General features: G+C 72.0%; 13 protein-coding genes. 9 read left to right on the top strand and 4 right to left on the bottom strand.

All coding sequences use genetic code 11. From position 1 onward, the window contains the following. Window positions 1-200 precede the first annotated feature (200 nt). The 3 genes from ACWIHT_RS23830 (at window position 201) to ACWIHT_RS23820 (ending at window position 2,880) form a co-directional block, all read left to right on the top strand. The gene (locus ACWIHT_RS23830; protein ID WP_456170227.1) at window positions 201-995 is read left to right on the top strand and encodes a class E sortase; all 795 of its coding nucleotides are present in this window, start codon (window positions 201-203) and stop codon (window positions 993-995) included. 101 nt (window positions 996-1,096) lie between these two features. Beyond that, the gene (locus tag ACWIHT_RS23825) at window positions 1,097-1,750 is read left to right on the top strand and encodes an RNA polymerase sigma factor (protein ID WP_456170226.1); all 654 of its coding nucleotides are present in this window, start codon (window positions 1,097-1,099) and stop codon (window positions 1,748-1,750) included. Then, the gene (locus tag ACWIHT_RS23820) at window positions 1,747-2,880 is read left to right on the top strand and encodes a CU044_5270 family protein (protein WP_456170225.1); all 1,134 of its coding nucleotides are present in this window, start codon (window positions 1,747-1,749) and stop codon (window positions 2,878-2,880) included. The genes ACWIHT_RS23825 and ACWIHT_RS23820 overlap by 4 nt, the downstream gene beginning before the upstream one ends. Window positions 2,881-2,939: 59 nt before the next feature. On the opposite strand, the gene ACWIHT_RS23815 is transcribed toward ACWIHT_RS23820, so the two are convergent. Beyond that, the gene (locus ACWIHT_RS23815) at window positions 2,940-4,367 is read right to left on the bottom strand and encodes an MFS transporter (protein WP_456170223.1); all 1,428 of its coding nucleotides are present in this window, start codon (window positions 4,365-4,367) and stop codon (window positions 2,940-2,942) included. 68 nt (window positions 4,368-4,435) lie between these two features. Between ACWIHT_RS23815 and ACWIHT_RS23810 the strand changes: the two genes are divergently transcribed. The 5 genes from ACWIHT_RS23810 (at window position 4,436) to ACWIHT_RS23790 (ending at window position 9,204) form a co-directional block, all read left to right on the top strand. Next, a complete protein-coding gene (locus tag ACWIHT_RS23810) occupies window positions 4,436-4,963 on the top strand; it encodes a winged helix-turn-helix transcriptional regulator (RefSeq protein ID WP_456170222.1) in 528 nt (175 codons plus the stop codon). Window positions 4,964-5,022: 59 nt separating this feature from the next. Then, window positions 5,023-5,313, top strand: coding sequence for a DUF6412 domain-containing protein (locus ACWIHT_RS23805; protein ID WP_456170383.1), 291 nt, complete (start codon window positions 5,023-5,025; stop codon window positions 5,311-5,313). 71 nt (window positions 5,314-5,384) lie between these two features. Beyond that, window positions 5,385-6,038 carry a YidC/Oxa1 family membrane protein insertase gene (locus ACWIHT_RS23800; protein WP_456170221.1) on the top strand — a complete coding sequence of 218 codons (654 nt, stop codon included), beginning with the start codon at window positions 5,385-5,387 and terminating at the stop codon, window positions 6,036-6,038. Window positions 6,039-6,167: 129 nt separating this feature from the next. After that, window positions 6,168-7,025, top strand: coding sequence for a fumarylacetoacetate hydrolase family protein (locus ACWIHT_RS23795; protein ID WP_456170220.1), 858 nt, complete (start codon window positions 6,168-6,170; stop codon window positions 7,023-7,025). Window positions 7,026-7,092: 67 nt separating this feature from the next. Then, window positions 7,093-9,204: an acyltransferase family protein gene (locus ACWIHT_RS23790; RefSeq protein ID WP_456170219.1), complete on the top strand. Its 2,112-nt coding sequence runs from the start codon at window positions 7,093-7,095 to the stop codon at window positions 9,202-9,204. Between the two features lie 8 nt (window positions 9,205-9,212). Here the strand turns inward: ACWIHT_RS23790 and ACWIHT_RS23785 are convergent, their stop codons facing one another. The 3 genes from ACWIHT_RS23785 to ACWIHT_RS23775 form a co-directional block, all read right to left on the bottom strand. Then, window positions 9,213-10,079 carry an LLM class F420-dependent oxidoreductase gene (locus tag ACWIHT_RS23785; RefSeq protein WP_456170218.1) on the bottom strand — a complete coding sequence of 289 codons (867 nt, stop codon included), beginning with the start codon at window positions 10,077-10,079 and terminating at the stop codon, window positions 9,213-9,215. 69 nt (window positions 10,080-10,148) lie between these two features. Continuing rightward, a complete protein-coding gene (locus tag ACWIHT_RS23780; protein ID WP_456170217.1) occupies window positions 10,149-10,655 on the bottom strand; it encodes a heme-degrading domain-containing protein in 507 nt (168 codons plus the stop codon). Next, window positions 10,652-11,737, bottom strand: coding sequence for a Gfo/Idh/MocA family protein (locus tag ACWIHT_RS23775; protein ID WP_456170216.1), 1,086 nt, complete (start codon window positions 11,735-11,737; stop codon window positions 10,652-10,654). The genes ACWIHT_RS23780 and ACWIHT_RS23775 overlap by 4 nt, the downstream gene beginning before the upstream one ends. Window positions 11,738-11,862: 125 nt before the next feature. Here ACWIHT_RS23775 and ACWIHT_RS23770 point away from each other — a divergent pair, with 125 nt between their 5' ends. Continuing rightward, on the top strand, window positions 11,863-12,939 hold the full coding sequence (locus tag ACWIHT_RS23770) for an ROK family transcriptional regulator (RefSeq protein ID WP_456170215.1): 1,077 nt from the start codon (window positions 11,863-11,865) through the stop codon (window positions 12,937-12,939). Window positions 12,940-13,098 lie beyond the last annotated feature (159 nt).

Raw genomic sequence — 13,098 nt, 5'->3', positions numbered from 1 at the left:
TCAACCGCCGGTCGTCCCACCGGCGTCGGCCATCCCCCCGGCTCGTACCACCAGGAAGCATCGGGTGTGGTGCGTGGGGTTGTCGAGGGTTGTGACACCCCTTTCTAAAACCCGTGTACGAAGGATCGAACGGGTGCCCTTTCAGGTAACCGGGGCCATGCGTCTGGTGAGTTCGGGTACCGGCCCTTATCGTGCCGCCCATGCGGGTCCCCGTCGTGCAGCAGCACCACCGTCGACGCCGTGCGCTGCGCCGACGCGCCCTGTGGACCGGCGGCGAGTTGCTCGTCACCGCCGGGGTGGTTCTTCTGCTTCTCGTCGTCCAGCAACTGTGGTGGACCAACCGGGAGGCCCGCCAAGGCGCGGAGCGCCAAGTGCAGGCGCTGGAACGGCAATGGGGGAATCAGACGTCGACATCGCCATCATCGTCATCGCCATCGACACCGGCCAACACGGGCGCCGGCGACGGCAGTTCACCGAACCGGACCACCGGCACCACCGCCACCGGATCCGGATCCGGCGGATCCACGACCACCCCTCGCCGCTCCCAGGCGTACGCCGTCCTCACCATCCCCCGCCTCCACCTCCGCGCCCCGATCGCGGAAGGCGTCAGCAAGCGGAACGTGCTCAACAAGGGGTACGTCGGCCACTACCCGGGCACCCAACAGCCGGGCCAGGAAGGGAACTTCGCGCTCGCCGGGCATCGCAACACCCACGGCGAACCCTTCCGGTATCTTCCGCGGCTGCGGCTCAAGGACACCGTCCAGGTCGAGACCGGCACGGCCATCTACACCTACACGGTCGACAAGATCCTGCCGCGGACCTCCGCCGCCGACTCCGGCGTCATCCGGCCGATCCCGCGCTCGACCGTCAAGCCGTCCTACGGATACAGCGCGCCCGGCCACTACATCACCCTCACCACCTGCACCCCGGAGTTCACGTCCAGGTACCGGATGGCGGTGTGGGGCACGCTCACGTCCACGCGACCGCGCACGTGACACCGGGGGTCCGTGACACTGGGGGTCCGTGAACCCGATTCCGGTCAGTCGGCAAGTACTGGGTGAACGCCGTCCCTTTCCTCCGACGACACGGACCGTCCATGACCGATTCCGATTCACTGTGCCGTTCCTCTCCAAGAAGTGACCCGAGAAGTGACCCCAGACAGGCGGACGCCGCGCCGGCCGACGCCGTGCTCGTCGCCGCCTCGCTCGACGAACCCGAGCGTTTCGCCGTGCTGTTCGACCGGCACGCGCCCACCATCCACCAGTACGTCGCCCGGCGCCTCGGCCGGGACGCGGCCGACGACGTCACCGCCGAGACCTTTCTGACGGCCTTCCGGATCAGGTCCCGTTACGACAGCGGGCGGGCCGGTGTCCGCCCCTGGCTGCACGGCATCGCGGCCAAGCTGATCAGCCGGCACCGCCGTGAGGAGGTCAGGGCGCTGAAGCTGCTGGCCCGTACCGGTCACGACCCGGTGGCCGAGACCTGGACCGACTCCGCCGACGACCGGGTCACCGCGCAGGCCGCCTCCCGGCCGCTGGCCAAGGCGCTGGCCGCGCTCTCGGAGGGGGACCGGCACGCGCTACTGCTGTTCGCCTGGGCCGACTTCACCTATCAGGAGATCGCCGAGGCCCTCGACATCCCGGTCGGCACCGTCCGCTCCCGGCTCAACCGGGCCCGCCGGAAACTCCGCGCGACGACAGCCCCGTACAGCCCACTCGATCCGCACGTCCCGGAAGGTGATCCCGCATGAACGAGCCCGCCGGCGCACGTGTTCCGCGTGTCGACATCCCCCTGCGCATCGACATCCCCCTGCGCGCGGACGTGCCGCTGCCCGACAGTGACCGTCTCGCGCCCCAACGGGCCCTGCTCACCGAGGCGTTCCGGCAGGAGGCGGGCGAGACGGCCGTAGCCGAGCGGCCCGTCCCGGTCTCGCTGCCTCGCCGCAGGTTCGTCCTGATGACCGCCGCGGCGGCCACGGGGCTCGTCGTCACGGGCGGGGTCGTGGCGGCCCTCTCCGACGACGACGCCGCGGGCACCGCCCGCGCCACCACCACTACCCCCGCCGGCCGTCGGCTGCTCTCCGCGCAGGCCTCCGCCGACACCCTCGAACTGGCCGCCGCCACCGTGGAGAAGCTCGGCGCGACCGAGCCCGGCCCGAAGCAGTGGGTCTACGAGAAGACCACCTCCTTCGACCTGGGAAAGCCCGGGAGCATCGAGCAGTGGACCCGCTGGGACGGCACGGGCGCCGCTCAACTGCCCGGCGTTCCGGGCGTGGGGGACACGTCGGACTTCGACCCGAACAAGGTCCAGGTCCGGTACTTCCCCAACCAGGAGGAGAAGTGGAAGAGGGAGGGGTACGATGACCGGTCCCAGCGCCAGTTCTACCGTTTCCTGGCGACTCTCCCGAGCGATCCCGGCCCGATGATGGCCGCCATTCGCAAGGAGCACGCCCTCGGTGACATCAAGGGCGAGACCACGGCACAGCGCGACTGGCGGGAGATCGACGTCCTCTACCGTTCCGTGCTGATCCCGCCGAACGCGCAGGCTGGACTGTTCCGGGCGCTCGCGAGGATTCCCGGGGCCCGCGTGGAGAAGGGCATCGAGGACCCCCTCGGGCGGGCGGCGATCGGGGTGACCGTGACGTACACCAAGGCCACCGTCTCGGGCTGGCAGGGCAAGCAGGAACTGTTCTTCGACCCGAGGACGTATGTCTTCCTGGGGGAGGCCAGGCACGCCCCGCCGGTCGAGATTCCCCAGTGGGCCAAGGACGCCCAGGGCTCGTACGCGTCGGCCTCGCCCGCGCCCGGCACGGATCCCGACGCGATGATCACGGCCCGGGCCGCGTGGGGCGTCGTGGACAAGCCGGGGGAGCGGCCCTGAGGAGAGGGGAGCGGCCCTGAGGAGAAGGGGAGCGGCTCTGAGGAAGGAGCGGGGGCCGGTCAGGCCTGCGCCTGTGCCTGCGCCCGCTCCCGCAGCCCCACCACACTCCCCGCCGCCAGTACCGCGAGTGCCGCCGAGACCACCATCGCGATGTCCGCGCCGCGGGCGAGACCGCTGCCCGCCGACGTGGCGATCGCGATCGTCAGCGCGACGCCCGCGCAGGAGCCGATGTAGCGGAACGTCTGCTGCGCGCCCGAGCCCATCGCGGCGCGGGCGGCCGGTACGGACTCCACGGACAGCAGCGGCAGCGCGGCGTTGAGCAGGCCGCTGCCCACCCCGGCGATCACCAGGCCCGGCAGCAACCGGGTCCAGGAACCGGAGTCGAGGGCGCCGAGCATGGTCAGGACGCCGGCCGCGTGGAGCAGGAATCCCAGGGCGAGTTGGTGGCGTGAGGAGACGCGGCCGGCGAGGCGGCGGGCCTGGAGGGCGACCGTGAAGGACAGGCCCGACCAGAGGAGGAACAGCCAGGCCGTGTCGATCGCGGACAGGCCCAGCGTCTGCTGGAGCAGCGTCGGCAGGAAGCTGAACAGGCCGATCACCGCGAAGCCCGTGAACAGGCCGCCCGCCGAGGAGGCGAGGAAGGGGCGGTGGCGCAGCAGGCTCAGGTCGATCATCGGGGTCGCACCCCGGCGTTCGACGAGGGCGAAGACGCCGACGAGCAGTACGGCGGCCAGTAGGAGCAGGCCCACCGGGGCGCGCAGCCAGCCGTCGCGGCCGAGGGTGAGTGCGGCGACGAGGGCGACCAGGGCCAGGCCGAAGGTGACCGCTCCGGCCAGGTCGGGGCGGCCGCCTCGGGGCGCGCGGGACTCGGACAACCAACGGACGCCCAGGGCGGCCACGACGAGCGCGGCGGCGCCGAGGACGACGTAGGCGAGGCGCCAGTCGGGCATCGCGCCGGTCACCAGTGGGCCGACCGCTATGCCGCCGCTGACGAACGCGCCCCACACGCCGGTCGCGTGCAGTCGGCCGCGCGGGGTCGGGAAGGCGTGCACGATCAGGCCCAGGCCGCTGGCCAGCAGTGCCGCGCTGGAGGCGCCCTGTGCGATGCGGGTCAGGGTGAACAGCAGGGTCGAGGAGGTGAGCGCGGAGAGCGCGGTGGTGATGCCGAGCGCGAAGGTGCCGGCGAGGAAGATCCGGCGGCGGCCGTAGTCGTCGGCGAGGCTGCCGGCGACCAGGAGCAGCGCGGCGAGGCCGAGCGGGGTGCCGTTCAGCAGCCAGGCCTGGGCGGAGAGGGGGGTGTGCAGGGCGGCGGCGATGTCGGGGAGCGTGACCATGGGCGCGGTGTACGTCATCAGTGCTACGGCGGTGGCCGCGCTGGTCAGGGCGAGGGTGGCGCGGGGGCGGGGCGTGCCGTCCTCGGTGACCTCGGGCTTTTCGGAAACCGGAGCGGAGACCCGGGAGAGGGTTCGTTCACTGAACCTAGTCATGGGGAGTACCGTAGCACTGTCGGTTCGTTCATTGAACCTTGAGTCGGAAAATGGCTAAGGTGGTCGGCATGGCACTGGGCAAGGACTACGCGACGCAGGAGTGCTCGATCGCCCGGGCACTGGAGGTGGTCGGCGAGCGCTGGACGCTGCTCGTCATCCGCGACGCCCTCTACGGCGTCCGGCGCTACAACGACTTCCTCGTCCACCTCGGCATCCCGCGCGCGGTCCTCGCCGCCCGCCTCCAGGCGCTCACCGCCGAGGGCATCCTCGAAAAGCGCCGCTACCAGGAGTCGCCGCCGCGCGACGAGTACGTCCCCACGGACCGCGCGCTCGCCCTGTGGCCGACGCTGCGCTCGCTCGGCCGCTGGGGGCGCGAGCAGTTCGACGAACCCCAGCTGCGCTACTTCCGGCACGCCGACTGCGGCACCGAACTCGGCCTGTACGGCGAGTGCCCGCGCTGCGCGGTCGTCGTCCCCGTCCCCGACGTCCTCGTGGACCCGGGCCCCGGACTCGACCCGAACCCGGCGGACCACATCAGCCGCGCCCTCCTCAAGCCGCGCCGACTGCTCCAGCCGTTCGAGTCCGATCAGGTATAACGGACGGGTATAACGGACGGTACGAGAACGGCAGTTGGGGGAGGGGGTAGCCGATGGTGATGGTCCGCGATCGCGCCGCCGTGCTGCTCCTCGTGCTGCTGCTCCCGCTGGTGCTGGCCGACACCGGGAGCCTCCCGGCCGCCGTCGCGCTCGCCGCGACCGGCACCGCCCTCGCCGTCTGCGCCCTCCTCACCGCGCGCAGCGCGCCCGCCGTACCGCCCACCCGGGTCCGTACGGCCATCCGCGACCGGGCCCGCCGTACGGCGTTCCTGCCCCAGCGCGACCCCGACGCCTCGGGCCGCCCCCGCCCCAGAGCACCCGGCACCACCCTCCGGACGACCACCGCGTAACGCGTTCCCGCGCGGGTCGTCGCATCGCCATGCCCCACTCCGGCACGACGAGACCCACGGAGGGCTCACCCATGTCCGTTCTCACCCATGTCGTCGGCCAACTCGCCGACCTGCTCCACCCGTTGTTCGGCCCGTCCGCGGTCGCCGCCGCGATCGTCCTGTTCACCGCGCTCGTACGACTCCTCGTCCATCCCCTCTCCCGGGCCGCGGCGCGCGGACAGCGGGCGCGGGCCCAACTCCAGCCGCAGGTCGCCGAGTTGCGGAAGCGGTACGCGAAGCGGCCCGAGAAACTGCGGGAGGCCGTACTGGAGTTGCACGCCGACGCCAAGGTGTCACCGCTGTCCGGGCTGCTGCCGACCCTGCTCCAACTCCCGGCGTTCTTCCTGCTGTACCGGCTGTTCTCCGGCGGGGGCGAACTGCTCTCCCACCGCCTGTTCGCCGCGCCGCTCGGCGGACGGTGGGCCGACGCGCTCGCCGGGGGCGGGGTGTTCGGGCCGGCGGGGCTCGTGTACGTCGGTCTGTTCCTCGTCGTCGCCGTGGTCGCCGGCTTCGGCTACGTCCGTGCCCGGCGGACCGTCGTCGACGCGGGTGCCGTCGGCCGGGTGCTGCCGTTCATGTCCTTCTTCACCCTCGTCACCGTGGCCGTGGTGCCGCTCGCCGTCGCCCTGTACGTGGTGACCAGCGCGGCCTGGAGCGCGGTCGAGCGGGCCCTGCTGTACAGCTGAGCGGCGCGGTGCCGGTCCAGTCCGTGAACCGGGTATTGCGGACTGGACCTTGCCATCGGAGGATCGACCAGTCATCCGATGGCTGCACCCATCGGTCGACGGCCCGCACGATCGATGGAGATGGTGAAGATGAAGCTGCTGCGAGTCGGTACGGCGGGGGCGGAGCGGCCCGCGCTGCTCGACGCCGACGGGGTCCTGCGGGACCTGTCCGGCATCGTCCCGGACATCGACGGACCGCTGCTCGCCGACAGTGCCGCGCTCGGCCGGATCCGCGCGGCGGCCGACGCGGGCTCGCTGCCCGCACTGGACGCCGACGGGCTGCGGGTCGGGCCGCCGCTGGCGCGGATCGGCAAGGTCGTGTGCATCGGGCTGAACTACCACGACCACGCCCGCGAGACCGGCGCCGAGCCGCCCGCCGAGCCGGTCGTCTTCTTCAAGGCGGCGGACACGGTCGTCGGGCCCTACGACACCGTGCTCGTCCCGCGCAGGTCGGTGAAGACCGACTGGGAGGTCGAACTCGCCGTCGTCATCGGCCGTACGGCCCGCTACCTGGACTCCCACGAGGAGGCGCTCGCGCATGTCGCGGGGTACGCGGTCGCGCACGACGTGTCCGAGCGGGAGTTCCAGATCGAGCGGGGCGGGACCTGGGACAAGGGGAAGAACTGCGAGACGTTCAACCCGCTGGGCCCGTGGCTGGTGACGTCCGACGAGGTGCCGGATCCGCAGGCGCTCTCGCTGAAGCTGTGGGTCAACGGGGAGCTGAAGCAGGACGGGACGACCGCCGAGCAGATCTTCCCGGTCGCCGAAGTGGTGCGCTACGTAAGCCAGTTCATGACCCTGTACCCCGGTGACGTCATCAACACCGGTACGCCGGCGGGGGTCGCTCTCGGGCAGCCCGAGCCGAAGCCGTTCCTGCGCGCCGGGGACGTCGTGGAGCTGGAGATCTCCGGACTCGGGCGGCAGCGGCAGGAGTTGAAGGACGCCTGACGAACAACGGGGAACCATTGTGATGTGAATCACCGGAACGCCCTTCGCCTGTAGGACAGTTCCAGGTATGACGTACACCCCGACGACGGCCGCCGGTCCGGCGCGCGACACGGCACCGGACCCCCGGCCCGCCCCTGTGGCGCGGCCACCGCTGCGGCCCGACATACAAGGGCTGCGCGGCCTCGCCGTCACGCTCGTCGTGCTGGCGCACTCCGGAGTCCGGCACGTCGCCGGCGGCTATGTCGGGGTCGACGTCTTCTTCGTGATCTCCGGATTCCTCATCACCTCGGGCCTGTTGCGCGAGACCGAGCGCTCCGGTTCGCTCTCCCTGCGCCGCTTCTACGCCCGCCGTGCCGTGCGCATCCTCCCGCTGGCGACCCTGGTGTCGCTGGCCGCCATCGTGGGCTGCCGGCTCTTCGCCTCGAAGATCCGCTACGCCGAGTTCATGCACGACGCGACGGCGGGCGCGCTGTACTTCGTGAACGTCGACCTCGCGCGGTCGGGCACCGACTACCTCAAGGAAGGCAGCTCGCCGTCGCCCTTCCAGCACCTGTGGTCGCTGTCCGTGGAGGAGCAGTTCTACCTCCTGTGGCCCGTACTCCTGCTCGTCAGCTGGAAGGTGATCCGGCGCCCGTGGCTGCGGGTGCTGCCGCTCGGCGCGTTGTGCGCGGTGTCGTACGTCCTGGGTGTCCGGGCGACCGAAGTCTCGCCGTCCTGGGCGTACTTCGGTCCGCAGGCGCGGCTGTGGGAGCTGGGCGTCGGAGCCCTGCTGGCCTTCGCCGCCGGGTCACTTGACCGTCTCCCGCGCCAACTGGCCGCCGCCGGTGTCTGGTTGGGGCTGGCCGGCATCGCCGCGGCGGCGACGCTGTACGACGCCGACACCCCGTTCCCCGGCCATTTCGCGCTGCTGCCCGTGCTCGGCGCCGCCCTGGTGATAGCGGGCGGCCGCGGCGGCACCGCCCCGTCCGCCGCGTCCCGGCTGGTCGGGGTGCGCCCCATGGCCCGGCTGGGTGACCTCTCCTACGGCTGGTACCTCTGGCACTGGCCGCTGCTGGTGATCGGCCCCATGGCCCTGGAACGGGCGGCCGGGCCCCGGACGAACCTCGCGCTGTGCGCGGTGGCCCTGGTGCTGGCCTGGGTGAGTCTGCGCCTGGTGGAGAACCCGATCCGGTTCAGCGGCGCGCTGCGTCAACGACCCACGGTGGCCGTGGGGTTGGGTCTCGGTCTGTCCGCGACGGTCGTGTCCGTCGCCGTCGTCTCGGCGTCCTTCCCGCCGGCGATCGGCTCCACCGCCCGCGTGCCCGGGCTGGCCGAGACCCTGACGAAGGCACCGGACCCCCAGGCCCGGCTCGCCGACCTCCTCGCCGGCGCCGAGACCGCGCTGCCGGGCAACCTGTCACCGGAACTCACCGCCATCAAGGCGAAGCGCTCCGCCGTATACCTCGACAGCTGCCACCTCAACTACGTTGTCACCCGCTCACCCGCCTGCGTCTACGGCGACCCTTCGTCCACCAAGGTCGTAGTCCTCTACGGCGACTCCCATGCCGCCCAGTGGTTCCCGGCGCTGGAGAAGCTGAGCCGCCGATACGGCTGGAAACTCGTGTCGTTGACGAAGTCGTCCTGCAAGACGGCCGACATCACGATCGTCAACAACCATGGCCCGTACACCTCGTGCGACACCTGGCGGAAGGACGCGCTGGCGCGGATCGCCGACCTGCACCCGATGCTGGTCGTGGCCTCCTCCTCCGAGGTGGCCGCGCCGTTCAAGCCGATGAAGGACCCGTCGGCCGAGTGGACGGCGGGCTACGCACGCGTCTACGACCGCCTGACCCGAGCCGCGGACCATGTGGCCGTCCTGCTCGACACCCCCTGGCCGCAGGGCGACCCCGTCGAATGCGCGTCGGCCCATCCGCTGCGGCTGGAGAAGTGCGAGCAGGACCAGCGCGACGCGACCAAGAACCGCACCCTCCGCGAGGCCAACCGCCAGGGCGCCCTCAGCGCCGGCGCCACGGTGATCGACCCCAAGCCCTGGCTCTGCCCCACGTCGGGCCGCTGCCCCGTGGCGGTCGGCGACATCTTCGTCTACCGCGACGAGAGCCACATGGCGGAGACCTACGCGGAGGCACTGACCCCGGTGCTGTGGCAGGAGTTGGGGAAGCTGGGGGTAGTCGGGGGGTGACCCCCGGTTCAGGCCAGCAGAGAAGCGAGGGTGCGCCATGCCTCGCGGGGGAGGGACTCGTGTGAGCCGCCGTCCACCACCTGTAGTGCCACGTGGTCCGCGCCCGCCGCGAGGAACTCGTCGATCCGGGACCGGATCCGGGTCTCCTCGCCCCACGCGAACACCGCGTCGACCAGGCGGTCGCTGCCGCCGTCCGTGATGTCGTCCTCGGCGAAGCCGGTGCGCAGGAAGTTGTCGGTGTAGTTGGGGAGCGCGAGGTAGGGGGCGAGGGCCTCGCGGGCCAGGGTGCGGGCGCGGGTCGGGTCCGTCTCCAGGACGACCTTCAACTCCGGTGCCAGCAGCGGGGTTTCGCCCAGGATCTCGCGGGAGCGTGCCGTGTGCTCCGGTGTGATCAGGTAGGGGATCGAGCCCGCCGCGTGGTCCCGGGCCAGCTCGATCGTCCTCGGGCCGAGCGCGGCGAGGAGACGGCGGTCGGCGGGTACGCCTGCCGTGTCCAGGGCGTCCAGATAGGTGACCATGGCCGAGTACGGGCGGCGGTACTCGGCCGTGTTCCTGGCGTGGGCGACCCCGAGGCCGAGCAGGAAGCGGCCCGGGTGGGTCCGCTCCAGTTCGGCGAAGCTCGCCGCGCTCTCGGCCGCCGGGTACTGCCAGATGCTCTGGATGCTGGTCCCGAAGACGATCCGTGACGTCGCCTCGATGAGCGGAACGGCGTTGCGGGCGGCGCTGCTGCCGCCCAACCAGACCGCGCCGTAGCCGAGTTGCTCCAGCTCGGCCGTGGCCTCGGCCAACTCGCCCCGCCGGGACGGCTCTTCGGAGCGCAGACCCACGCTCCAGATGCCGTACCGGCCGACCGTTTCCTTCAGGGTGCTGCTCATCGGTTCCGTTCCCTCCGGTGTCGGACGTGTCGGAGAGTCCCAACCCGAGGGAGCCGCGGGTTCATTCCGTCACTCGCCCAGGAACTGCTCCAGGGCCGCCACCACGAACCGGTGGTCCTGTAGTTGGGGCAGGCCGCTCACCGTCACCGTGCCGATGACGCCGACGCCCTCGACCCTGATCGGGAACGAGCCGCCGTGGGCCGCGTACTCGTCGGGGTCGAGGCGGGAGGAGTCCTCGAAGGTGCTGCCCTTGGCGCGGAAGCGGGTGCCGACCAGGTAGGAGGCGGCGCCGAAGCGCTCGACCACCCTGCGCTTGCGGTCGATCCACGCGTCGTTGTCGGGGGTCGAGCCCGGCAGCGCCGCGTGGAAGAGCTGCTGGCCGGCGCGGCGGATGTCGACGGCGACCGGGGCCTGGCTCTCGCGGGCGAGTTCCACGAGCAGAGAACCGAGCGCCCACGCGTCGTCGTGGGTGAAGTGTTGGAACACCAACCGGCGTTCCTGCGCTTCGAGTTCCTCGACCGTCGGGGTGATCTCGGGGGCGATCCGCTGGGTGATCGCGGGCTTGTTCTGGGTCACAGGGTCACCGTCACTCCGTCGCGGGCGCTGCGGCGCGCGGCTTCCAGTACGTCGAGGGCGGCGGCCGCCTCCAGGGCGGTCACCGGGTTGGGGGCGCCGTCGCGGAGGGCGGCGGCGACGGCCGCGTAGTACGCGGGGTAGTCACCGGGGAGGGTGGGCTCGGGGCGGCCACCGCCGGTGAGGGGGGACTCGCCGGAGCCGATACGGCCGTAGAGGGACTCGGGCTCCTCGCCCCACCCGGCCACCGCGCCCGGGCGCTTGCCGTCCCGCAGGTCCGCCTCCTGGGGGTCGAGGCCGTACTTGACGTAGCCCGCCTTGGAGCCCAACACACGGAAGCGCGGGCCGAGTTGGGCGGTGGTCGCGGAGACGTAGAGGTGCGAGCGGACGCCGTTCGCGTGGGTCAGCGCGATGAACGTGTCGTCGTCCGTCTCCGCGCCCGGCCTGCGGATGTCCGACTCGGCGTACACGGAGGCCACGGGCCCGAAGAGGGTCAGCGCCTGGTCGACGACATGGCTGCCGAGGTCGTAGAGGAGACCTCCGATCTCTGCCGGGTCGCCGGACTCGCGCCAGCCGCCCTTGGGCTGTGGGCGCCAGCGCTCGAAACGGGACTCGAAGCGCCATACGTCGCCCAGTTCGCCCTCGGCCAGGAGCTTGCGCAGGGTCAGGAAGTCGTTGTCCCAGCGGCGGTTCTGGAAGACGGAGAGGAGGAGGGAGTGTTCCTCGGCGATGGCCGCCAGCTCGCGGGCCTCGGCCGCCGTGCCGGCGATCGGCTTGTCCACGACGACCGGCAGGCCGGCCTTCAGGGCGCTGGTCGCGAGCGCGACATGCGTCTTGTTCGGCGACGCGATGACGATCAGGTCCAACTCGTCGGCGCGGTCCAGGAGTTCGTCCGGCGACGCGGCGATGCGGACGTCGGGGAACTCGGCGCGGGCCTGGTCCTGCCGCTCCGGGTTCGAGGTGACGACCGTGTCGAGGGCGAGGCCCTCCGTGGCGGCGATCAGCGGGGCGTGGAAGACGGAGCCCGCGAGGCCGTAGCCGACGAGGCCGACGCGGAGGGGTGTGCGAGTGGTGCGTCCAGTCATGCCCTCCACTTTCGCAACGCTGTTGCCAAAGTGCAAGTGGTGGGGACAATGGGGGAGTGAACAGTGCGCGGAGCGGGAGTGGAGCCGGATCTTCCACGGCGGGTGGGGCGAGTGGGGCGGGTGCGGTGGGTGCCAATCTGCTCGCCGTCCGCAGTCACAACACCGCGCTGGTGCTCGACCTGCTGCGGACCGCGGGACCGGACGGGATCAGCCGGCTCGAACTCGCCGAGCGCACCGGGCTCACCCCCCAGGCCGTCAGCAAGATCACGGCCCGGCTGCGGGGGCCCGGTCTGGTCACGGAGGCCGGGCGCCGCGCCTCCACCGGCGGCAAACCGCGCACGGTGCTGCGCCTGGTCCCGGAGGCCGGCCACGCGGTCGGTGTGCACCTGGACCGGGACGAACTGCGGGTCGTCCTCGTCGATCTCACCGGGACGGTGGTCGGGGAGCGGAGCGCTCCGCTGGACCTGGGGGCGGGTGCCGCGGTGGTCGTGGAGGCGGTGGCCCGGGAGGTCGAGGGGGTGGTGGGCGCCGCCGTGGGCCAGTTGCTCGGCGTGGGCGTGGCCCTGCCCGGTCCCCTCGACCACATCCACGGGGTGCTGCATCGCGTCACCGGATTTCCCGAGTGGGACGGGTTTCCGCTGCGGGACGCGCTCGCGGCCCGGCTCGGGGTGCCGGTCGTCGTCGACAAGGACACGAACGCCGCCGCGCTCGGGCTGGCCGTCGGCGGGGAGGGCGGGGCCTTCGCCTATCTGCATCTCGGTACGGGGCTCGGCGCCGGGCTGGTGATCGGCGGGGGTGTGCACCGGGGGGCGCGCACCGGGGCCGGGGAGTTCGGGCACCAGGTCATCCAGCTGGACGGGCCGCCCTGCGACTGCGGGAACCGGGGCTGCGTCGAGGCCCTGTGCCTGGCCGCCGTAGAACGCGGGGATGTGGGGGAGGCGGCGCGAGTGCTCGGCGCGGGTGCCGCGAACCTCGTGGGGCTGCTCGACATCGACCTCGTGCTGCTGGGCGGCCGTACCGTCGCCGCCGACCCGGAGCCCTTCGTACGCGGAGTCGCCGCCGTCCTCGACGAGCGCGCCCGGCGCGAGGGTGCGGGCGAGGCCGCCGTACCGGTACGGGTCGCCTGCGGCGGAGCGCGGGGTGTCGCGGAGGGGGCGGCGCAGCTGCTGCTCGGACCGCTGTTCGGGCGGGCGGACGGGTAGGCCGGGGGGTGGGGGAGGTGTTCTGAAAAAGTGTGTCACTTTCCACGCGAACTGTGACACTTTCGCGGGGCAGGTGTCCCGCCGCGCCCGTTCGAGGCACACATCCGCGCCCGTTCGAGTCACCCCTCCGGCCGCGTCACCCTCCATCGGCCCCCGCCT

The organism is Streptomyces sp. NPDC002276, assembly GCF_053891435.1.
The sequence above is the reverse complement of the archived record's forward strand: the minus strand, read 5'-3'. Positions and strand labels throughout refer to the sequence as shown.